Source organism: Endozoicomonas sp. Mp262, assembly GCF_025643335.1.
Taxonomy (GTDB): domain Bacteria; phylum Pseudomonadota; class Gammaproteobacteria; order Pseudomonadales; family Endozoicomonadaceae; genus Endonucleibacter.
The window spans coordinates 2963795-2984976 of sequence record NZ_CP092489.1; the positions used below are offsets into that span (position 1 = coordinate 2963795).

The following is a 21182-nucleotide window of genomic DNA, read 5'->3' on the forward strand; positions in this document are numbered from 1 at the left end:
GGGATGGCTTAAAGCATGAAAAAAAACAGGTCAGGCATGCTGCACTGGCTTTGGCTAAGTGGTCTGGTTTTGGTTCTGGATCAGCTGGTTAAGCTGCTCGTAGTGAAGGAATTTCATCTGTATGAGCAAGTTCACGTACTTCCCTTCTTTTCCCTGACGCTGGCATATAATACCGGGGCTGCCTTTAGCTTTCTGAGTGAGGGATCAGGCTGGCAAAGGTGGTTTCTTAGCTCGGTAGCAGTGGTTGTCAGTGTCATGCTGATAAGCTGGTTACGGCGGCTGAGAAAGCATGAAGCCTGGCAGGCCTGCTCCCTTGCCCTGATTTTGGGAGGAGCACTGGGTAATCTCTATGACCGGCTGGCTCATGGCTATGTAGTGGACTTTATTTTATTGCACTATGATCGCTTTTATTTTCCGGCGTTTAATCTGGCGGACTGCGGAATTACATTGGGAGCTGCCATGTTAATTCTTGATATGTTTCGTGAGCATAAGGCTTAATGCCGGGTGGGGTTCAACAGGCGTTGCCATAACCGGGTGTGATCAGGGTTAACCAAGGGGGAAGGACAATGGCTAATTTAACAATAAAAGAAGGAAGTAAGGTTCGTTTACATTTTTCACTGGCGCTTGAGGATGGCGCTACTGTTGACAGTAACTTTGGTGGTACACCTGCATCCCTTACTATTGGTGATGGCCGTTTGCCAGCGGGGTTTGAGAAAATTCTGATGGGGCTATCAGCAGGGGATCAAAAACATCAGCCAGTGGCTCCGGCAGAGGCCTTTGGCATGCCAAACCCGGCTAATATTCAACGTGTGCCACGTGGGTCATTTGATTCAGCAATCAAGCTGGAAGAAGGCCTGGTTGTTTCTTTCGCAGATGCCGCTGGCAATGAATTGCCTGGCGTTGTTCAGCGCTTTGATGAGGAGTGTGTAACTATCGATTTCAATCATCCCCTGGCAGGCAGAAACCTGTTGTTTAAAGTACAGATTATTGATGTTGGCTAGAATACCCAAGGAGTACTCGGGTAAGCAGTGCAAAGAGTAATGGTTGACTTAATTGAGAAAGCGCCCTGGTTACAGGTAAATGGAGTGGTTTTATTATGAAAATCAATTTAGCGAACCCCAGGGGCTTTTGTGCCGGGGTTGACAGGGCTATTGAAATCGTTAACCGTGCCCTGGATGTCTTTGGGCCCCCCATCTATGTTCGTCATGAAGTGGTTCACAATAAGTTTGTGGTAGATAACCTTAAGCAAAGAGGAGCCATTTTTGTTGATGAGCTCCATGAAGTACCGGATGATGTGATTGTTATTTTTAGCGCCCATGGTGTATCCAAGGCAGTGGAGCAGGAAGCAGAGCGGCGGGGCTTAAAGGTTTTTGATGCCTCATGCCCGTTGGTGAAAAAAGTGCATATGGAGGTTGTGCGTTACTCAAGGGATGGCAGGGAGTGTGTGCTTATCGGCCATGCGGGTCATCCAGAGGTGGTAGGCACCATGGGGCAATATGATGACTCCAGGGGCGGACATATGTACCTTGTGGAAAATGAGGAGGATGTGAGCAAGTTGGATGTGAAAAATCCACGAAACCTGGCCTATGTTACCCAAACCACACTGTCTATGGATGATACAGCCCGGGTTATAGATGCCTTGAGAGCACGCTTTCCTGATATTCAGGGGCCGAGGAAAGACGATATTTGCTATGCCACCCAAAACCGTCAGGATGCAGTAAGACTGTTGGCCAGTGAGTGTGATCTGGTACTGGTTGTGGGTTCTGTTAACAGCTCCAACTCTAACCGGTTGCGAGAACTGGCAGAGCGTGAAGGTGCTGAAGCGTATCTGGTGGATAATGCCAATGATATTGACTCTACCTGGCTTCAGGGGAAAACAGCGGTGGGCATAACCGCCGGGGCGTCTGCACCGGAAATATTGGTTCGGGAAGCTGTGGAGCACTTGCAACGCCTTGGTGCGCTATCATCTGAAGAGCTTGATGGCAAAGAAGAAAATATCGTGTTTACCATGCCAAAAGAGCTGAGACTGAAAGCGATTGAAGCGTGATAGGAGTTTGCTTTGTCTATTGATACGTCCCTGTTTGAACAGACGCTTATGGGCAACCTGCCGGTTTTGTCTGTGGAAAATAGTCACGCCAAAGCCGTTATATCTCTGTATGGTGGTCAGGTGCTCAGCTTTAAACCCCATGGAGAGGAACAAGTCCTGTGGCTAAGTCCTGATGCTGTTTTTCAGGAGGGTAAAGCCATCAGAGGGGGGATTCCTTTATGTTGGCCATGGTTTGGTAAGCGGCAGGAAGGCGGCCCTAATCACGGTTATGCCAGAATAGCCACCTGGGAATTGGTGGAAGCTAAACAGCTGGAAAACGGTGAAACGCAGATAGTCTTGAGTTTGGATGCGTCAGCGGCAGCAACCAGGCCAGGTTTTGTGGATGGGAATCCGGTCATTACCATTGTGGTTGGCAGGGCGCTGGCAGTGACTCTGGACACGGTTAACTCCGGGGATCAGCCTTTTGGGTTAAGTCAGGCTCTCCATAGTTACTTTGCTGTTTCTGATGTTGAGAAAATCCGGATTAAAGGACTGCAAGGTACTACATATCTTGACTCTACCAATAATCAACAAGTGTGCACCCAGTCTGGCGAGGTAACCATAAAAGGCGAGGTTGACCGGATTTATCTGAATACCGATTCAACCTGTATTATTGACGATCCAGGATTGAAGCGCTCAATTGTGGTGGAAAAAGCCGGTAGTAACAGTACTGTTGTCTGGAATCCGGGGTCTGTGCTGGCAGAAGCTATGACTGATATACCATCCCGGGACTATGCCAGCATGGTGTGCGTGGAAACGGCAACGGCACCCTCTCTTGCAAAAAAACTTGTGCCGGGCGAGAAACATCAGATAACAACCCGGGTTTTTGTTAGGGGCTGTTGACGTTTGCTCGTGTGCTCAGCCAAAACCAGCGGTTTCGTGGCTAGGCGCAGTAGCGCAGGAATACTCGCGTCTTTCAAGCTACTGCAACGACGGCACGGAATCGCTGGTTTTGGCCCTTCGGGTGGCTCGTAAAGCGGCTTTCCGACTGCGTTGGACTGGCTTGACGTAGAATAACTATGCCTGCACCAGTCCTCCTTGCGGAAAACCGCTTTACGAGCCACTGAGCTCACGATCAAACGTCAACAGCCCCTAGGGGCTGCAATTAATACATTAAAAGTATAAAAAAATAACAGTAATGGTATTTTATTGTAATAACCTTATTTGGGGGGAGATACCGGAGCTTATTAAAGGTTCTGTCGAATATCTCCCCCTCTTGTTTGTACTTCTAAGGCTAAATTTAACGTAAGAAGACTTTGAAGGCCAAGCGCCCCATGAAAATGATGAAAGTTTCTTTTCGCGGGTTTTCCCTTCCTGAACTGGCTGCAACCCTCGCCATAGCGGTTATTCTGGCTGTTATTGCTGTACCCTCAATGAAATCCATGCTGGCTGACCGGCGTATTGCTGCTTTGACGCATCAACTTTATGGAAGTATTCAGTTAGCCCGCAGTGAGGCCATTAATCGTGGCTACCCTGTAAGCCTGTGTCGTACAGTGGATAGTACAACGGGGCAGTGTATTGATGAGGGCGAAGACTGGGCGTCGGGGTGGCTTGTATTTGTTGATAATGACAGTGATGGTCGCCTTGATGAAGGGGATGACCCTATCAGGGTTTACGGGCAACAGCCTGCTGATGTTCAGATAGTCTGGAATCGTGGCCACTATTTGCGATTTGATAGTCGGGGACAGGCCCGGGATGCAGGAACCTTCACCTTGTGTGAAACACTGGCAGACTCTGTTGCAGCCCGGTCTATATCTATCAGTATGACGGGAAGGGCCAGAGTCTCTGATCTTGATAGCTGTTAGGAACTGAACTCACAGGGCAAGGAGGGCGCGAATGACCAAAGGACTGGCATCGAAAGGGTTCGGAATCATTGAGGTGATGGTGGCCCTTGTGGTCATTGCCATTGGCGCACTGGGTATGGCCGGACTCCATACCCGTAGTTTGCAGTATAATCAGGTGGCGTATTTCCACTCCCAGGGATTAATTCTCGCTACGGATATACTGGACAGAATTCGTCTTAATAAATCAGTGGCTCTTAGCCAAAGCCGTTACCAGGTGGGTGCTGATGATGAAATTCCCCTTGCCTGCGCTGACCAGCATTACCCTGATAGTTGTGAAACCGGTTTATGCAATCCTGAACAATTAGCAGACTATGATATTAAACAGTGGAAGTTTCAACTTCATTGTCAGCTACCTGATGCATCGGGTGTTATTACCTATGAAGAAATCGCTTCTGGCCGACTGTATGTGATTACCCTTAAATTTGATAAAAACGAGAAGGCTATTACAGCAGGTGACTTGATCGTCAGGGGGGCAATATGAGTCGGTTTCAGTGGGGTTTTACCCTGGTTGAACTGATGGTTGCCCTGCTGCTTGCCATGGTTTTAATTACAGGCGTGGGGAGCCTGTATTTATCCACCAATAGAACCTATACCCTTCAGGAGGAACTGGCCAGAGTACAGGAAAATGCCCGTACCGCTATGGATTTACTGGTGCGGGAGATTCGGATGTCTGCCCATTCCGGGTGTCCGCCCTGGGTCAATTTCGCCAATGCCCTTTATAGTAACGATCCTGCCCGTCAGTGGATGGCTCATGTTGATAAAGGCATTTCAGGCATTCCGGCAGGCAATGATACCGCTAATATTATTGACCACAATGCCCTGTCGGAGGCCATTGCTTTGCATTGGATAGATTGGGAAAACAGCGTCTCTGTATCCAGTCATAATACAACGGAATCCATCATATCGGTGGCAGGGGGGCATGGTTTTAATCAGGGGGATCTGTTAGCCCTTATTGCGCCGGGATGCAGCCAGATTTCAGTGGTTATTGGAGGCGCAGATACCACGGCTTCATCAGTGTCTCATTGGGCTGCTACTGCAGGCAGCTTATACAATTGTACCAGTTTAATTAAAGGTCATTTTAACTGCATGGATAATGGCAAAGGCGATGATACCTTTGGCCACAGTGACTCATTACTGGCTCCCGTGGTTTCTACGGCTTATTACATTCGTGAGAGTAATGGCGTGCCAACCCTTTATCGCAGGAGAGGGGGAGAGACGGCTTCAGGTAACAGGCATTCTGCTGAGGCATTGGTTGAAGGTATTGAGGGACTCAGGTTTTTATATGGGCAGGATACCGATGGTGACGGGATCGTTAATCAATACCGTTCGGCTTCGGATATAGGGCTTTTCAGCAAGGGCTGGCATGATGTCACCAGTGTAAAAATTGAATTGCTTGCCAGAAGCTTTCAGGATGTGGCTCCTGAGCCGCAGCCTTATTTTTTTGCCGGGGTAAAGACAACGCCGGAAGATCAATATATTCGCCGTGCTTTTATGGCTACGGTGGGGCTTAGAAACAGGACGAAGTAAATGAACCAGCAGGGAAGCGTATTATTAATCAGTTTAATTCTTTTATTAATTCTTACCATTGCCGGTCTTGCGGCAATAAATTCGGCCACCCTTGAAGAAAAGATAACCGGTAATTACAAGGATCATCAGATTGCTTTCCATGCCGGAGAAGCTGCGTTACTGGAAGCAGAAAGGTATGTAGAAAACACTGCACTGGATTTAACCACATTCACATCGTCCTGTAATAATGGACTCTGTTTTAGTGGGGCTAATCCCGAGAATATAGGAACCTGCCAATCATATACCACTGCACCCTGGAAAGACTTAGGGTTATGGGAAGATAGCGGCAGAGTTAAAGAAGTTAGCTTGACTATAGAAGGTGTTTTAATCAAGGCTCGTTATATTATCGAATTTCGCTGCTACTTACCCAGGGAAACACAGGGGCCTGATCCCGATATCACCAACACCCATGACTGGGCCCGGTTTTTCCGGATAACCACACTGGCGGGTGGCGGCTCTGACAAATCAAGGGTGATGCTCCAGAGCACCTATAAGAAAAATAATTATTAAATGGTTCGGGCTAACAGGGAGGTGTGGTTATGAACAGGCTCTACTTAAGTTGTCTTCTCACACTGCTGCTTTTTCGGTGGTCTTTGGTATCGGCAGAACCCAGTGCGGCACTCTATTCTGCAACACCGCCATTGGTAGGGAAGAATTCTGATCCACTGGTGATGCTGGTGCTATCCGTGGATCATGAACTGTTCAAGAAAGCTTACAGTGATTACTCCGACCTGGACGCCGATGGTGAACTGGATACCACGTATAACGATAACTTTGACTACTCAGGATACTTTACTAGTCAATGGTGCTATAGCTACAACACTGCCAAGAAGCGTTACCAACCTAAAAAACCGGCAACGGGTGATAATAAACACTTTTGCACAACCAGCTCGGCACCCTGGAGCGGTAATTTCCTGAACTGGGCCACCATGTCCCGGATTGATATTCTCAGAAAAGTGCTTTTTGGTGGTAAGCGGTTTAAAGATACAGCCAATCAAACGGTGCTGGAACGCGCTTATCTGCCTCGGGATATTCATGCATTTGTTAAGGTTTATAAGGAAACCACTGAGGCGCCAGTTAGCGCCCTGACACCTTTTAGTGATGGCTCCATCAGTTTATGCAATCTGGCCGTTACTGAAAATGGTGAGCCGGTTGTCAGGGTGGCATCCGGAAGTTGGCCCCGATGGGCCTCAACAGAGGTAAAGCAGTGCCAGTGGGATAATAACAACAGGGATGAGAACAGTCCTGGTGAATCCAGTAAGCTGGCTGAGCATTATGTTTATATTGAGGACTGTGTTGCCGGGAAAGGTGCAGAGGACTCAAAGTATTGTAAAAGCTATGTAGGCGGAAAATATAAACCGATAGGTTTGCTACAACGTTATGGCGAGGAAGCCAGTGTACGATTTGGATTAATCAGTGGCAGTTACGACAATAATATTTCTGGGGGATTACTGCGAAAAAATATTTCCGGATTAACAGGAAATAGTGACAGCTCAAAAGATGAAATCAATATGGGTACGGGAGTATTTAACAGCTCCGCACAGGGCATTATTTATCATTTAAATAAGTTTCGTATAGCAAAATACAGCTATGATCAGAGTAAGTATGTTGACTGTAGCACCCATGGCATATCTGTAGGTACATTTACAGGAAATGCCAGTCGCGCAACAAAGTCAAATCGGCATTGCAGCAACTGGGGTAATCCATTAGCTGAAATGTTTTTGGAAGCACTGCGCTATTTTTCAGGGGAAGACAGACCTTCTAGCCAATACGATACGGAGAGTGATGACTATTTTATCCCGGGTTTAACTAAAGAGAATTGGCAGAGCACCCAAAATGCCACTAATGCCTGTGCAAACTGCTCCATTATTATCCTGTCTACAGGGCTAAACTCATTTGATACTGACCAGTTCGGGGCAGCTAATGATATACCAGGCATCAATGGTGCAGCAGGAGTCAGTGAAATTACCGATGAGTTAGGAGAGGCAGAGGCTTCAATTAACCCTAATGTCAGCTTTCCTGGAATCTTCTTCTCAGATAAACCTGGAGGCAGTCGGCAGTGCGAAGAAGTTGAAATTGGCAAGCTGTCGGATATACGGGGAATTTGCCCGGAACAACCGCAGTTTGAAGGAGGTTATCATCTTTCTGGACTGGCTTGGCATGGCTTGGTTACAGATCTCAGGCCAGATTTGGATGGAATTCAATCTGTAAAGACTTATGCCATTCAGCTGGCAGAAAATGTGCCTTCCTTTTCTCTTGATGTAGCGGGAAAGCCTGTGACTTTTCAGCCCGTTTGTCAGGCCCATCGCAATCGCAGCGAATGTTCATTGACAGATGTTGTCATTGAAGAATTTGTTGAGAGCAAAAAGAAAGGAAAGTTTGTTTTCACTTGGGAGGACTCTCTATGGGGTAATGACTATGACTACGATGCCAGTTCCAGTATTGAATATTGTATCGGTGATGCCTGCTCTCCTCATGTGGGAGATTCACAGATTCAGGTTACTGTCAGGCAGGAGGCCAAGAATGCCGGGGCGGAAACCTGGTATTCCTACACAATCTCTGGTACGGATAAAGACGGTATTGTTTTACCAATGGCTGAAGATACAGGCACAGCAATCAGTCAGGGGCAGGGAATGGCTGTAACAACAATATTTAATACTGCTGGCAGTTCTGCTACCCAATTGCCCAAACCTTTATGGTTTGCAGCCAAGTACGGTGGTTTTACTGATCTGGATGGCGATGGCTCACCGGGCTACGATGCCGATGGCAATGGAACCCCTGACGAAGACGATACCCGGGAGTGGGATAATCGCAATAATATTACCGGAGAGACGGGGGCTGATGGTTTTCCCGATAACTATTTTTTGTCCAGAAACCCTTCCTTGCTGGAGGCGCAGCTAGGACAGGTTCTACAGGATATTTCCACTCAGGTGAGTTCTGCCAGTAACGTCGCCCTGGTGGCTAACGACACTAAGGGTACAGGGGCTATTTACCAGGCATTGTTTCAACCCCAGCTTGAAATCCATAACAAAAAAATAACCTGGGGGGGCATGCTTCATGCCCTGTTTGTAGATACCCGGGGGTGGCTGAGAGAGGATTCAAACGGTAATGCCCGGCTTGATGATTACGCAACCGATAAAATCGTTGAGCTGGTTTTTGATGAAGAAACCCGCCAGACCAGGTTACAGCGTTTTGCTATAGATAATAACGGTTTAAAAGTGGCAGAAGGGTCCCGCTTACCCCTTCATTATCTGGAAACCCTCTGGGATGCCCGGGAGTTTTTGGCGGGTATAACCAATCTGGTGGAACAGCGTTCATACGAATCTTTAGCTTCCGGAGGGAGGCATATACTGACCTGGCTGGATAGTAATAATAACCGTGTTGTTGATTACGGTGAGACTCATCCGTTTGTTGAGGATACATTTAATAATAGAGAAGGTTATCTTGGTGTTCCGGCAAGTAAGGTTGCTGATGTGGTTAATTATGTCAGGGGCAAGGAGATTCCGGGTACCCGACCCCGCACCATTGACTATGACCATGATGGTACTGAAGAGGTGTGGCGGCTGGGCGATATTATTCACTCCACTCCTGTCCTGGCTGCGTCCCCCAGTGATGGCTTCGATGCCCTATACCTTGATAGCAGCTATAGCACCTTCCGGGAACACTATAAAAATCGTCGCCATGTTGTCTATGCAGGTGCAAATGACGGTTTAATTCACGCGTTTAATGGTGGCTTCTGGGATGGGGCAAATTACACCTATAAAACCACTGGAAATACTGGTGAAACAGCTCACTCACTGGGAGCCGAGCTTTGGGCCTATGCCCCCATGAACCTGTTACCCCACTTGCGCTGGTTGACAGAGGCTGACTATCCCCATGTTTATTATATGGATGGCGAACCTCAGGTCTTTGATGTCAATATATTTTCGCCCGATAACGACCATCCGGGAGGATGGGGAAGCATTCTTGTGGCAGGGATGCGCCTGGGAGGTGGAGCCATCGATATTAATGCAGAAGGCCACAGCCGTACCCTGCGTTCAGCCTATGTTGTCCTGGATGTTACCAACCCTGAAAAACCTCCGGTGTTGCTGGCAGAAATCACCTCTCCAAGCCTTGGCTTCACCACATCCAAACCAGCCCTGGTAAAGAAAAGAAAGGCAGGAGCCAATAATAACTGGAATAACCCGGTAAAAAATGAATGGTATCTTGTTTTTGCCTCAGGACCTGCGGGTACAGGTGAGCAAGGGATCAGGAATGCCCTTGGCTCTGGAACCAGCCATCAGAACCTTCAGGTTTTTGCATATGATTTGAACAGCCGGTCTTTCGTTAATAATCTTAATCCCCTGATTACAACGATGACCAATGGCTATGGTGGAGATATGTCCGTGGCTGACTGGAATAAGGACTATCAGGATGATGCAGTGTATTTTGGCTCCGTTAAAACAGGCGGTGATGCCTTAAGTGGCGAGTTTCTCCGGTTAAAAGTAGGAACATCCATGTCAGCATCCGGTGTTTCCACCCTTTTGGCAACAGGTCAGCCTATGCTTGCAAAGCCCCTGACCCTTAAAGAGGGTAATGATTATTGGATATATGGCGGCACAGGTCGTTTATTGACTGCTAGTGATAATAAAGATTTAGCACAAAATAGTTTTTACGGGGTCAAGGAACCGGTTAACAGTGAGGGTGAGCATTCCTACGGTGAAATTGCCTTGACCGGGCTGGTGGATACATCCCGTGTGGAGGTGCTCACCACAGGTAATGTCAGGGCTAATAGTGACGGGCAGTTATCTGCACTGGTTATTGATGGTGAAACTATTGATAGTTTTCAGGAATTGAAACAGACTATGAAAGAGAAGCCGGGCTGGAAGGTTGATTTATTGGCAGATGGTTCCAGTCCTTCAGGAAAGAATGTCACCGGGTCTGCGAACCTTTTTTCTACCGTTTTTTTTACAGAGTATCAGCCTTCGGCAGACAGCTGCCGTATTGATGGTGTCAGTTTTCTGCACGGGCTTGATTATACTACCGGTACAGCCAGCCCCATGGCGGTATTGGGAACAGAGGTTGTAAACAATAATGAAGAGCCTGTTTCATTAAGAAAGTTCAGGTTGGGAAGAGGCTACTCATCTTCACCGGCTATTCATCAGGGGGAAGAAGGCAAATCTAGTGCTGTCACACAGGGCACAGGAGGCAGTATCAAAAGCAGGGAGCTAAACCATGAATTTTCGTCCTCTGGCAGACAGTCCTGGCGCCAGATTTTTGAAATCCGGTAAGTGTGCTGTTACTGTTGATGAAAGCAGCCTGTTAAAGTCAGGGCAGAGCGGATTTACCCTGATAGAAGTGCTCGTGGCTGTGGCTATAGTTGGCATACTGGCATCCAGCTTTATAACGATGGGTGACTTAGTCAGGGAGTATCGCGTTCGCTATATGGAGCAGCGGCTGTACGGTGCGTTAATTCTGGCCAGAAGTGAGGCGATCAAGCGAAGCGGTTCAGTTTCTGTATGCAAGAGCAGCAATGCCAGCTCCTGTGCTTCAGGTACCGGAAGCGACTGGGAGGATGGCTGGATTGTTTTTGTGGATCAAAATGCGAATCGGGCAGTGAATGGTGGGGATGAGATTATCCGTGTTTATAACAATATTCCCGATGAGTTCAAAATAACCTGGAATTATAATCAATACCTGACTTTTGACAGTCGGGGGCGGGCTAATTTTGATAATAGCCAGAAGTTTGATATTTGCCTGAGATATGGTGGAACAGGTCCCGTCAAGACCATAGAGGTCTTCGGCAGGAAAAAAGGGGGAGGGCGACTGGAGCAAACTTCCCGCAGGAGTAGCTGCTAATGCAGCTAAGTATTAATATTCATACAAGATAGGCGCCTCGTTCCCGGCGTCCCCGCTGGGAATGCATACGGATGTTTCAGCGTATTCAATAACTGTATGGATATTCACGCCTCTTTGCACTGGGGGCTGTTGAGTTGAAATTAAAATAACCATGAAGTGAACATTATCGGGTTGGGCAGGAAGCCGTGAACAGATATTCAAGGACACAATCAGGTGTTACGTTGATTGAAGTGCTGGTGAGTGCTGCACTGATGTCAATGGTTTTAATTTGGATCAGTGATGCCCATATAAAAAGTCTGAATGATATCAGTAATACCAGTCAACGCACCCAGGCCATGTGGTTAGCGGAAGAGTTGCTGGAGCGTGCCAAACTTGCACCTTGTGATATCCCTAAAATAAAGACAGAGCTCGCTTCTGCCAACTCTGGTAGTTATTGTAATACCCTTCAGAACTGTGTTGGCAGTACTTGTACCCTCGCCCAGATGTCCAAATACAACGTACAGCAGGTTTTTTGTAACAATAAAAGCGATATCAGGAACCTGGCAATGGGGCTAAAGTGTTACGACGCTTTAACTAATGCCGAAATCAGCACCTGTGCCGGTAACAACCGGGCTGAAATGACAGCCAGCTGGGATGCGGCCGGTAAAATAGGGGGCGGCTATGAAAGAAAAGAAACCACTGTTGCAATGCTGCTAAGAACAGCCCCTTTAGCTGAACGGTTTACAACAAGTAGAACCGTTGCCATTCCGGAATGTTGCGGCAGCCCGATTACTGACACTATGGAGGTTATAGCACCTAACAGAGGGGATTGGTGTAAGATGGTGGTGGAAATTGACCTTCATCATACCTATATAGGCGATTTGCTGGTTTCATTAACCAGCCCCGATGGGCAAAATTATGTTATCAGTAACCGTCAGGGAGGGGCTACACGCACTGTGCCGGATCAAATTATTAATAGAGCTACTGATTTGAGCACAGCAACAACCAATGGTAATTGGACATTAAAGATAGAAGACAGAGCGGGTCAGGATATTGGGGAACTGCAGGGATGGACCGTTCGATTTGAGTAGCAATGTTATAGAGTGCCTTCAGCAGGGAGCACAGGGATGAATCAAAAAGGCTTGTCCTTAATAGAACTGATGCTCGTGGCCCTTATCTCAGTTGTTATGATGGGGGGGCTGTTTCAGATGTTCTTCTCCAATTTGATGGCGGCCAACTACCATGAAAACCGCTCCCTGGCTCGTGAGCGGGCTCAGCATGCCCTATTCCTTTTAACCCATGATGTACGAGAAGCCGGTAGTGGTTCCGGTTTGGTGGGGCCGGGTAGCTATAACATTTTTTATAACTCACGGTTTTCAGGCGCTACAGACAGTACCAGTACTGCCGGCATGACCCTGGATGAATGTCAGCTGCAGTGTGATACGGCCAGTAACTGTTCAGGGATCTCATGGGCCAACAAATATGTTATTGATGGTCTGCCTGGTTTCGCACCCAGCATGAGTATTTCCTGCCTTAACGGCTTTGCTGGACATGCGGGAGGAGGTGGTGGTTCTACTAATCCGGTGGAAGTCGTGCTTCAGCCTTTGTTTATTGCAACTAAAAGACTAGAACAGGCTAAAACGGATTTTGATGCAACCATGAGTACTCCGCCCACTGCAGATGAACAGACTAAAAGTGATCAAATCGGAAATCTGAAGGATTCTTTTCAGCAAGAATACGATAGTCTCCAAACGACGTTTACCTCCAATTATAATAGCAACCCAGGCGGGTTTGATTCAGTCAGTGCCTCTTCTCAAGTGAGCACATTTATGGCAGGAAAGAAGGATAACCTGGATGCCCTTGGGCTGGATATTACAGGGGGGGATGTCACCGATAATACTGTTACCGGAGGTAATTGTATTAACTCATCCTCCTCACCTGGTGGAAACGCGATAAAAACGGGGTCTTGCTGGATGCAAACCGGCGGGGGAGCCCCTTCCAGAGTCTCTAAAGGCGGGTGGATTACCTATCAGCATATAGAAAATACCCTGTTTTATTCGGGCACTTGTGGCGGTAGCACCTGTACTGCAAATGGTTCGGGTAACAGCAGTGATGCCATTGCTGTGGTGCTTGACCCTGCTTCAAATACAGACTGTACAGGGAATAGTGTTGCATCCGGAGACACAACCGTTAACCGGTACTTCATAAAGGCCGATTCTGATGGCAATAACGGACTGTATTGCCAGGGATTTGATCCGGATAATGGTTCATCCAATGGTAGCGAGCAATTAATGGTCAGTGGTATTGAGAATATGCAAGTGCTCTATGGCTATGCCGATAAGGGTGGCCATGCAGTGACCAGTTATCGTTTGCCCGGAGATATTTCCAACTGGATGTATGTGAGAAGTGTCCATATTGGTATTTTGGCCGGTGGAGAGAAACTTTGGGGGCCTGGCACCCACCGGCAAAGATCCTATTCCTTTATGGGCGTTAACAATCTTCAAATTACAGATGGCAAAGAGCGTTTTGTCTTTACCACATTGCAACGGTTAAATGCCACCCGAGATGATTATAGCTGGCGGGACAGGCTGATTTATGAGAATGAGTGAGAATAAGGGAAAAAACTTGAGATAGGATGCTCATGGAAAGGCACAAGAAAGCAGGAGGCTATATTCTTCCTGTGGCGATGACCGTTATAATTATCCTGACCTTTACCATGCTGGGTATTCTGGAAAGGGTCAGTCTGGAGGAAAAAAAATCCAGTAATGAACAGCAAAGGCTCAGGGTTGAGCAGGTTGCCCGAACCGAACTTGATAATCAATATTTGAATGTAGAGGCTAACCCTGACTGGCTTCGACATCCGGTGCCTAACAAGTCCCTGAGTCCCACATTGTATCCCAATGGCTGCAGTGCAACCGATAAGGATGCAATCTGTCAAACACCTGTCCTTTATTATACCGGCAATTTCAATATGCCTGCGGATTTAAGGGCTAAATTACCCTATTCCAATTTTACAGGCAGGCGCTTTCGGCTTAGCAGTGTTGCAAAGCAGGGGGCTTCCGGTGCTTCATCAGATATGAGTATGGAGTTAAGTTATGTAAATCTGGAGCTATGGCGCAGGCGGGATTATCCTGATGCACTGGGCAACAACCCTTCCCGTGAACAGCTTTCTGCCCATTTAGGATATTTCATACCGCCATGGTGGGAAATTAGTGTTAAACAACCCTGGCGGTTTGGTTGTGCTGCACCTAAGTTCAATATTGGTGCTCTTTTTGGCACTCTTTTTTTGTATGGTGCCGCAGGGGGTATTGGTGCCCTGGCATCCTGGACTGCCGTAGGGTTTGATTCAGGTCTTGCCAATACCATCCTTAATGGCAATATTCTCTGGGTTGCCCGTTGTCGGGTGGAATACAATGACCCTGGTGGGGCAAGGCGGGAATGGGAATCGGATGATATTAATCCCGGAGATGGGCGTGTATTTATTGTTCCGGAAGGCTCTACCAATGTGACGTTTTATTGGAAAGGCGTCTTGCCAGGGCGGGCGGCAGGCCATAATGGATTTTGGGATTGGGGTAGAATTAAATGGTGGCGTATTAAAAAGTACACCTGGAGTTTTCCTGATCCTGTTGATTTATGCACCATTGCCTTTGGTACCTCTGAAAGCCCGAAAGTGATCCCTTTTCCTTTTGAGTCACTTTCTGATACAGCACCCGTTAATGATCCAGAAAATCCAGGAGCTGGTGTGAGACATGGTCGTTGGGATTAGGCACTGTTTTTTTACAGCTAATAACTGGTTATCAATCAGTATGTTTTGATATGAAGGCTACTTATCCTGCTAAGGTATTGATGACTCATTTAATAATCAGGTCTCTTTGCATTTTTGTAGCGTCCTTTGCTCTTTGGGTTTCTTATGGTGTCGAAGCCCGTGAGCCAGTTTCTTTAGATAATAAGTTGCGGTTGTTAATCGATAACCTGGAGATTAGTGGGAATCCTGCCAAAGACAGTAAAATACCGGATATCCAGAGTTCTGATCTTGCTCAACTGGGTCGGTCGCTGTTTTTTAGCAAAGCCCTGAGTATTAATTTTGATGTGGCCTGTGCCACCTGCCATCATCCACTACTGGCTGGAGGTGATGGTCTTTCACTGCCGGTAGGGGTTGGTGCCATAGACGGTGATCATATCGGGCCAGGGCGTCGTCATGACGGAAATTTCTATATTGATCCTGAGGCCGATGGGGGACCTAATGTAGAAAGGAATTCTCCCTCTACTTTTAATACGGCTTTTTATAATTTTTCCCTGTTTTACGATGGCCGGGTTGAGGCTATTACCTGGCAGGATGGCTCTTATCTCTCCACGAGAGAGCTGCTTGACCGGCAGACTCAAAAAACAATAAATCCCTCTCATAAGGCTCTTACTGAAAACCGGAGTATTAAAACACCCGACAGTATTTTTAGGGGACCTGATACCCTGGCCGGGGATGATTTGTTACAGGCACAGGCACGTTTTCCAGTGACTGCGGCCGCAGAAATGAGGGGGTTATCATCCCATTTTGGCGGGAGCAGTGCCGTCAGGTCATTTCTGGAGAAAAGGTTTCAGGGGGAAACAGGTGAGCTTAAAGGCAGTGGTTGGCAAGCACGATTTCGGAAAGCATTTGAGCGACCTGATGCGCCGTTAAAAGAAGTGATCACGTTCCAGAATATAACCAGGGCATTGGCGGAATATCAGCGTTCACAGGTTTTTATCAGTAATCCCTGGAAAGCTTATCTTGAAAACAGGGGGGATATCAGTACAGCGGCTAAAAGAGGGGCGCTTTTATTTTTTTCAGCGGTCAAAGACGGCGGTGGTGGCTGTTCCCGGTGTCATTCAGGTGACTTTTTCACCAATGAAAACTTTTATAATCTGGCTATACCCCAGTTTGGTCGGGGTAATTTTGTCTATGGACAGGATTTAGGGCGTCATCCGATTACCAGAAATGATAAGGATATGTTTGCCTTCAGGGTTCCTACTCTGCTTAATATTGAAGTGACGGCGCCTTATGGTCATACAGGGGCCTTTACTGATTTGGAAGGGGTTATCAGGCATCACCTTGATCCCCGGAAAAGCGTTGAAAGCTATGACTTTACATTACAACACCTGCCTCAGTTCAAAGGACTTGATGTTGTTTATCCTGAAGCCCGCGCCAATACCCGGCGGGCATTAAAAAAGTTATTGGAAGACGGGCAAATGGGAATGCCTCAATTAAGCGCGGAAAACATCAGTGATGTTGTTGAATTTTTAAAGACTCTGACAGATCCCTGCATCAAGGACGGAAAATGCCTTCAACCCTGGCTACCCAATGAAAGTGATTCAGATAAACATCAATTGACAGCAAAAATTCCCGGTAGCTTTAATAACACTATAAAGATATCGGTCGTCAGCCAACCCCCATCAGACCACAAGACCGTCTTGCCTGTACTGAAACATGTGCCAGAGTACGCCCCTCAGTGTAAATTAACAAGGCATCCTTCTTCGGGGCAGGGCTTTTCCAGGGTAACCAATGAAAGCGGTATAGCCATCAACCGGGGGTTTGACTTTAATACCCTTAAACCATCCCTGGTAGGGGACGGTCTGGTGGTTATGGAACACCTGTTATTTTCAGGGGGCGTTGCTGCGGGGGATATTAACGGTGATTGCCTATCGGATCTGATTATTAACCAGGGGAATGCCGCAGGTGCCATTGTTTATCTGAACAAGGGCGATGGAACCTTTATTCCAGCGGAAAATAACTGGGGTATTGATGATAAAGAAGATCTGACAGGGCCGATGCTGGTGGACTTAAACGGTGACCGCTGGCTCGATTTATTTCATGGCAATATCTATGGAGCCAGTCCGGGAATCTGGATTAATGATGGCTCTCAGTTTATTCGGGTGAGCAAGCCCGGGTTCAGGGTGGGACATGTCACATTGGGGGCAGGATTTGGAGATGTAGACGGCGATGGTGATTTGGATGCCTTTTTAGCCCACTGGTCCAGGCCATCCAAGGCGGAAGAAGAGCATCTTTGGCTTAATAATGGCAATGGTTTATTTACTCCAGGCGCTCGCAAGTTTCGGTTAACCGGTCATTTTGGCGAGAGAGACTTTACTTTTACCCCGAACTTTCCTGACTTGAATAACGATGGAAAGGTTGATCTGCTATCAACGGCAGATTTTATGACAAGCCAGGTGTTTTTAAATAAAGATAATGAACTTTTTCTTAATAAAACAGACAAGCAGGTAATTACTGATCACAATGGCATGGGCGCTGCCATTGCTGACTTTGACAATGATGGCGATCTTGACTGGTTTGTTACCAGTATTTATTACCCCCCTATGAAAAACGTTGAACCGGATTCTGAGGATTATGATTCCTTTGCCAATGGCAACCGGCTATATCGCAATGACGGGTTTGGCGAAGACAAGGTCACTTTTTCTGATGTGACAGATATTGCCGGTGTCAGGAAGGGAGGATGGGGCTGGGGAGCCTGTGCGGCAGATTTTGATAATGATGGCTGGCTGGATATTTTTCATACTAATGGTCTGCCATTTGATGCTTCACAAGTCAGAAAAGATTTGCACTATTTATTTCCTGTTATAAATATTCAGGGATTCCATGACGTTTTACCGTATGAAACCTATAAGGCCTTTGAAGGTTCTGTTACTGCCGGTTTAACTGACAAGCAAAAAGAAGATCTGGAAGCCCTGTATTATGTTGGGAAAAAGCTGGATACCCTCTACCTGAGGGGTAAAGTCCTGGACGGGGAATCCAAACTCTTTATGAATAAGGGGGATGGAACCTTTCGTGAAAGTAGCAAACAGCTGGGAATTGCTGATCCTGGACAGGGGCGGGGAATCAGTTGCCTGGATTATGATAGGGATGGTGATATTGATATTCTTATTGTCAATAATCAGGGGAGTGTTTCACTCTATCGAAATGATTTTGGAAATAATAATAATTTTTTGACCATAAGACTGCGAGGTCGTACTCCCAATACTTATGGTGTAGGGGCAAGGATTTATCTTGAAACAGCCTCCGGTAAGCAGATGAGAGAGGTTATGATTGAAAATAACTATATTTCCCAAAATCCGGTGGAAACCCACTTTGGCCTGAATCAGGATGAAGGCATCGATAAGTTAGCCGTTATCTGGCCTGACGGAAAACAGCAAGTAATAAATAATGTCGGGATAAACCAAATTATAGAGATTGACCAGGTAAACAAGTGAGTTTTGAATGAGTCCTGCTAGAATTTAAAGGATGGAACAGGACGTTTGTAAAAATAATTTTTATAAAAAAAACAGAAGATTATGAAAAATAAAAATAGTGGAATGACTATTGTCGAAATTTTTATCGTTCTTGCTATTGTGGGGATATTAATAGGAATAGGCTACCCAAACTATATTCGCTATGTTACAGAATCCCGACGGACGGATGCCATGGCCTTTATGCTTGAAGCGATGCAACGCCAGGAACGCTATTTTACCGAGAATCTTGAATATACCACTCAATTAACAAAGCTGGGATATGGTTCTGACGCCATGATTACTGAGGGGGAAGCTTACAGTGTCAGGGCAGCGGCTTGCCTGACCGGAGTCACCGGACCCTGTGTAAGATTGGTTGCTACCCCCAGGGGGATTCAGCATTCCCGCGATAATGGCCTGGAGCTGACTGTGGATAGCCGGGGACGGCGTACCGGAATCTGGAATGATTAACCACCAACGGATTGAAACGATACTATGAAACAGGATATTCGTGATGCTACCCGGCTATTGATTGTTGATTCTTCTACTGAAAAGGCTGATAGGCTGGTGAATGTATTTCGTGATGCTGGACAAGCGACACGCGCACATCATATCCAGTCACTTGATGAGCTTGAAAAAGCGTTTTTGAAAAAACAAAAATGGGATCTTCTCATCATATCCCAGCTTCCTGATGACATGTCTTTATCTTCATTGCTGAAAAGCATCGAACACCAGCATCGTGATATTCCTACCATTTATATTACTGAGTATAAAGATTGGGATGAGAAACTTGAGTATCTGAAAACGGGTGTTAGGAATGTGGTTCCTCCCGGAAATGAAAGTATGCTTTTGCTATTGGCTAATCGCGAGATAGAAAATCTTTATATCAGAAGAAATTACCGGCGAATGAGTATTGTGCTCAATGAATCGGAAAAGCAGAGAAGATTGCTGCTGGACGATCAACTGGACCCCATCGTTTATATCAGTAACGGATTGATTTGTTACGCTAACCCGGCCTTCTATGAGTTGGTTAAAGTAAGTGAAGACCACTCTTTGCTGGGTAAATCATTTGCAGATTTTGTGATTGATGCAGAGCAGGAAGATGTAGCTGAGTTTCTGGTGGGTATAGAAGAGACTGGTCAGGCTCTCTCTGTATTGCAGTGCTCTTTGGCTTGTGATGATGGTGAGGCTATCCGAACAATTATTAAGCCTACTTCATTTGATGGGGCATTTACTTTAAGCCTTCAGATTAAACCACTGCATAAAAAGAGTGCCGTTGTTCATAAAAAAACAGGGAGTAGACCCTCTATATTCCTGACTAAAAAGGAATTGGTAGATCAGCTTGAAATTAATCTTCAAAAAGTGGTTTCCGGAAAAGATAAATCAACGCTTGTGCATGGATCCATTGATGGCCTTCAAGCTATCCACGATGATCAGGGCAGTGTCTACAGTAAAAGCCTTGAGAAAGAGGTTGAAAGTAGAATTAGCGATGTATTGAGTGTGAAGCATATGGGGGTGTGCCTGGGAGGTGGACACTTTCTTATGTTGCTGAATGTTGGCTGTGAAACGGAAGTTCAGAATATTGCCAGGGCATTGACTGATAAAGTGGCAGGTCATGAGTTCAGGGTGAATGACAAGACATTTAACCTTTCCTTAAGCCTGGGGGCAATCATTCTTTGTGATACCGGAAAAGATGCAAAGACCCTGTTAGTCAGGGCCCGGCATGCTTGCGCCCAGGCAGAAAAGGAAGGAGGGGGACAGCTTTCCTTTTATAAGCAGAGAAAGGTTGATGTGGTAAAGACAGTGGAGAAACATATTGCCATGATGCTGGGGCAGGCAATGAAAACAAATGCCATGACTTTATATTATCAGCCTGTTGTCAACTTGAAAGGATCAGAAGAAGAGTATTACGAAGTGTTATTTACCATGACTGATATCCGGGGGCGCGAACATCAGGCCACCACATTCAGACCTAAACTGGATAATCGCCCCTTCTGGGGAAAGGTTGATCGCTGGCAGTTTATTGAAGCCATCAAGGCGCTGGCCTTAAAAAGAAAGGAAGGCTATGATACCCGGTTATTACTGCATTTGGGAGGATTTGTGATCAGGGATGACAGTTTTTTACCCTGGGTCAACAAAGCCTTGAAAGCCACAGGAGTCCCTTCCCAGGCCATAACAATGGAGCTGAGTGAAGCCAATATTGTTCGTTATGGTCAGCCTGCACTGGAATTTTTTAAGGAAGTAAAAAATATGGGTGCCAATACATCTGTCAGTGAATTCGGTTGTAGTGTTGATCCCCTGAAAACCATTGAATCCATGGGTGTCGACTTTGTAAAGCTTGATCCCAGCTTTACCAGGGGGTTGGTAAGAGACGATAGTGATGGTGAAGAAGAGGACGAGTTCAGTGAGGTTCTGACCGAACTGCTTGATAAGGGAAAAAAGGTTATCGTTCCTGATGTCCAGAATACCAAGGCTTTGGCTCTCCTGTGGCATACCGGTATTGATTATGTCCAGGGGCATTTTTTACAGGGTCCGGCTCAGGCCATGGACTATAAATTTGAAACTAACTTCAGTATTTAATCGAGAATCCCTTCCCGCATCATAGAACCACTATG

At 46.6% G+C, this 21182-nt stretch carries 16 protein-coding genes; all 16 read left to right on the plus strand.

The window, feature by feature from the left end:
* Positions 1-15: 15 nt before the first annotated feature.
* The 16 genes from lspA to MJ595_RS13135 all read left to right on the plus strand — a co-directional run bounded on the left by lspA (position 16) and on the right by MJ595_RS13135 (position 21147).
* Complete coding sequence (gene lspA / locus MJ595_RS13060) at positions 16-498, plus strand: signal peptidase II (protein ID WP_263078350.1); 483 nt, start codon at positions 16-18, stop codon at positions 496-498.
* 68 nt (positions 499-566) lie between these two features.
* Positions 567-1001: a peptidylprolyl isomerase gene (locus MJ595_RS13065; RefSeq protein ID WP_263078351.1), complete on the plus strand. Its 435-nt coding sequence runs from the start codon at positions 567-569 to the stop codon at positions 999-1001.
* 95 nt (positions 1002-1096) lie between these two features.
* A complete protein-coding gene (gene ispH, locus MJ595_RS13070) occupies positions 1097-2047 on the plus strand; it encodes a 4-hydroxy-3-methylbut-2-enyl diphosphate reductase (protein ID WP_263078352.1) in 951 nt (316 codons plus the stop codon).
* 12 nt (positions 2048-2059) lie between these two features.
* The gene (locus MJ595_RS13075) at positions 2060-2929 is read left to right on the plus strand and encodes a D-hexose-6-phosphate mutarotase (protein WP_263078353.1); all 870 of its coding nucleotides are present in this window, start codon (positions 2060-2062) and stop codon (positions 2927-2929) included.
* A gap of 431 nt (positions 2930-3360) precedes the next feature.
* A complete protein-coding gene (locus MJ595_RS13080; RefSeq protein ID WP_263078355.1) occupies positions 3361-3891 on the plus strand; it encodes a GspH/FimT family pseudopilin in 531 nt (176 codons plus the stop codon).
* A 31-nt stretch (positions 3892-3922) separates the two neighbouring features.
* A complete protein-coding gene (pilV, locus tag MJ595_RS13085; protein WP_263078356.1) occupies positions 3923-4411 on the plus strand; it encodes a type IV pilus modification protein PilV in 489 nt (162 codons plus the stop codon).
* A complete protein-coding gene (locus MJ595_RS13090) occupies positions 4408-5457 on the plus strand; it encodes a PilW family protein (RefSeq protein WP_263078357.1) in 1050 nt (349 codons plus the stop codon). The genes pilV and MJ595_RS13090 overlap by 4 nt, the downstream gene beginning before the upstream one ends.
* Positions 5458-6006 carry a PilX N-terminal domain-containing pilus assembly protein gene (locus MJ595_RS13095; protein WP_263078358.1) on the plus strand — a complete coding sequence of 183 codons (549 nt, stop codon included), beginning with the start codon at positions 5458-5460 and terminating at the stop codon, positions 6004-6006. It begins immediately after the preceding gene.
* Positions 6007-6035: 29 nt separating this feature from the next.
* Positions 6036-10766 (plus strand): PilC/PilY family type IV pilus protein, encoded by a 4731-nt coding sequence (locus MJ595_RS13100; RefSeq protein WP_263078359.1) that lies wholly within the window; start codon positions 6036-6038, stop codon positions 10764-10766.
* Positions 10711-11334: a GspH/FimT family pseudopilin gene (locus MJ595_RS13105; protein ID WP_263078360.1), complete on the plus strand. Its 624-nt coding sequence runs from the start codon at positions 10711-10713 to the stop codon at positions 11332-11334. The genes MJ595_RS13100 and MJ595_RS13105 overlap by 56 nt, the downstream gene beginning before the upstream one ends.
* A gap of 185 nt (positions 11335-11519) precedes the next feature.
* Entirely contained in the window at positions 11520-12404 is an 885-nt protein-coding gene (locus tag MJ595_RS13110; RefSeq protein ID WP_263078361.1) for a proprotein convertase P-domain-containing protein, read from the plus strand.
* A 36-nt stretch (positions 12405-12440) separates the two neighbouring features.
* Positions 12441-13922, plus strand: a complete 1482-nt coding sequence (locus tag MJ595_RS13115; protein ID WP_263078362.1) for a PilW family protein — start codon at positions 12441-12443, stop codon at positions 13920-13922.
* A gap of 32 nt (positions 13923-13954) precedes the next feature.
* The gene (locus MJ595_RS13120) at positions 13955-15079 is read left to right on the plus strand and encodes a hypothetical protein (protein ID WP_263078363.1); all 1125 of its coding nucleotides are present in this window, start codon (positions 13955-13957) and stop codon (positions 15077-15079) included.
* An 80-nt stretch (positions 15080-15159) separates the two neighbouring features.
* On the plus strand, positions 15160-18552 hold the full coding sequence (locus tag MJ595_RS13125) for an FG-GAP-like repeat-containing protein (protein WP_263078366.1): 3393 nt from the start codon (positions 15160-15162) through the stop codon (positions 18550-18552).
* Between the two features lie 81 nt (positions 18553-18633).
* Entirely contained in the window at positions 18634-19038 is a 405-nt protein-coding gene (locus MJ595_RS13130) for a prepilin-type N-terminal cleavage/methylation domain-containing protein (RefSeq protein WP_263078367.1), read from the plus strand.
* 24 nt (positions 19039-19062) lie between these two features.
* On the plus strand, positions 19063-21147 hold the full coding sequence (locus MJ595_RS13135) for an EAL domain-containing protein (protein WP_263078368.1): 2085 nt from the start codon (positions 19063-19065) through the stop codon (positions 21145-21147).
* Positions 21148-21182: the final 35 nt, after the last annotated feature.

Coding starts and splice junctions, on each gene's coding strand:
- MJ595_RS13130 (WP_263078367.1), top strand. CDS start 18,634: ATGAAAAATAAAAATAGTGGAATGACTATTGTCGAAATTTTTATCGTT.
- MJ595_RS13100 (WP_263078359.1), top strand. CDS start 6,036: ATGAACAGGCTCTACTTAAGTTGTCTTCTCACACTGCTGCTTTTTCGG.
- MJ595_RS13065 (WP_263078351.1), top strand. CDS start 567: ATGGCTAATTTAACAATAAAAGAAGGAAGTAAGGTTCGTTTACATTTT.
- MJ595_RS13090 (WP_263078357.1), top strand. CDS start 4,408: ATGAGTCGGTTTCAGTGGGGTTTTACCCTGGTTGAACTGATGGTTGCC.
- lspA (WP_263078350.1), top strand. CDS start 16: ATGAAAAAAAACAGGTCAGGCATGCTGCACTGGCTTTGGCTAAGTGGT.
- MJ595_RS13080 (WP_263078355.1), top strand. CDS start 3,361: ATGAAAATGATGAAAGTTTCTTTTCGCGGGTTTTCCCTTCCTGAACTG.
- MJ595_RS13120 (WP_263078363.1), top strand. CDS start 13,955: ATGGAAAGGCACAAGAAAGCAGGAGGCTATATTCTTCCTGTGGCGATG.
- MJ595_RS13115 (WP_263078362.1), top strand. CDS start 12,441: ATGAATCAAAAAGGCTTGTCCTTAATAGAACTGATGCTCGTGGCCCTT.
- MJ595_RS13135 (WP_263078368.1), top strand. CDS start 19,063: ATGAAACAGGATATTCGTGATGCTACCCGGCTATTGATTGTTGATTCT.
- MJ595_RS13095 (WP_263078358.1), top strand. CDS start 5,458: ATGAACCAGCAGGGAAGCGTATTATTAATCAGTTTAATTCTTTTATTA.
- pilV (WP_263078356.1), top strand. CDS start 3,923: ATGACCAAAGGACTGGCATCGAAAGGGTTCGGAATCATTGAGGTGATG.
- MJ595_RS13125 (WP_263078366.1), top strand. CDS start 15,160: ATGACTCATTTAATAATCAGGTCTCTTTGCATTTTTGTAGCGTCCTTT.
- MJ595_RS13105 (WP_263078360.1), top strand. CDS start 10,711: ATGAATTTTCGTCCTCTGGCAGACAGTCCTGGCGCCAGATTTTTGAAA.
- ispH (WP_263078352.1), top strand. CDS start 1,097: ATGAAAATCAATTTAGCGAACCCCAGGGGCTTTTGTGCCGGGGTTGAC.